This is a genomic window from Chryseomicrobium excrementi (genome assembly GCF_002798305.1).
GTDB classification, from domain to species: domain Bacteria; phylum Bacillota; class Bacilli; order Bacillales_A; family Planococcaceae; genus Chryseomicrobium; species Chryseomicrobium excrementi.
The window spans coordinates 1-659 of record NZ_PCGR01000013.1 but is presented as its reverse complement, the minus strand read 5'-3'; the positions used below and the strand labels follow the sequence as shown (position 1 = coordinate 659).

Below are 659 nucleotides of genomic sequence, written 5' to 3'. Positions count from 1 at the left end.
AGTGATGATGGCGAAGAGGTCACACCCGTTCCCATACCGAACACGGAAGTTAAGCTCTTCAGCGCCGATGGTAGTTGGGGGTCTCCCCCTGTGAGAGTAGGACGTCGCTAGGCAATGGAGGATTAGCTCAGCTGGGAGAGCACCTGCCTTACAAGCAGGGGGTCGGCGGTTCGATCCCGTCATCCTCCACCATTTATTTTTCTCTTGATGTGCCGGTGTAGCTCAACTGGTAGAGCAACTGACTTGTAATCAGTAGGTTGAGGGTTCAAGTCCTTTCGCCGGCACCACTATAGAGAGCCATTAGCTCAGTTGGTAGAGCATCTGACTTTTAATCAGAGGGTCGAAGGTTCGAGTCCTTCATGGCTCACCATTTATATGAACATGCGGGTGTGGCGGAACTGGCAGACGCACTAGACTTAGGATCTAGCGCCGCAAGGCGTGGGGGTTCGACTCCCTTCACCCGCACCATTTTCATATAACATCTATACCATGCGGAAGTAGTTCAGTGGTAGAACACCACCTTGCCAAGGTGGGGGTCGCGAGTTCGAACCTCGTCTTCCGCTCCATTATTTTGTAATCCCCTGCCGGGGTGGCGGAACTGGCAGACGCACAGGACTTAAAATCCTGCGGTAGGTGACTACCGTACCGGTTCGATTCCG

5 tRNA genes and 1 rRNA gene are annotated in these 659 nt (G+C 53.4%); all 6 read left to right on the top strand.

Annotated features, from left to right (window positions below):
- Window positions 1–113 (top strand): 5S ribosomal RNA (gene rrf, locus CQS04_RS13585); the annotation flags it as partial.
- A gap of 3 nt (window positions 114–116) precedes the next feature.
- Window positions 117–192 (top strand) — tRNA-Val (locus CQS04_RS13580).
- 19 nt (window positions 193–211) lie between these two features.
- Window positions 212–287, top strand: a tRNA-Thr gene (locus CQS04_RS13575).
- A 7-nt stretch (window positions 288–294) separates the two neighbouring features.
- Window positions 295–370 (top strand) — tRNA-Lys (locus CQS04_RS13570).
- Window positions 371–383: 13 nt separating this feature from the next.
- A tRNA-Leu gene (locus tag CQS04_RS13565) sits at window positions 384–468 on the top strand.
- Between the two features lie 23 nt (window positions 469–491).
- Window positions 492–566, top strand: a tRNA-Gly gene (locus tag CQS04_RS13560).
- Window positions 567–659: the final 93 nt, after the last annotated feature.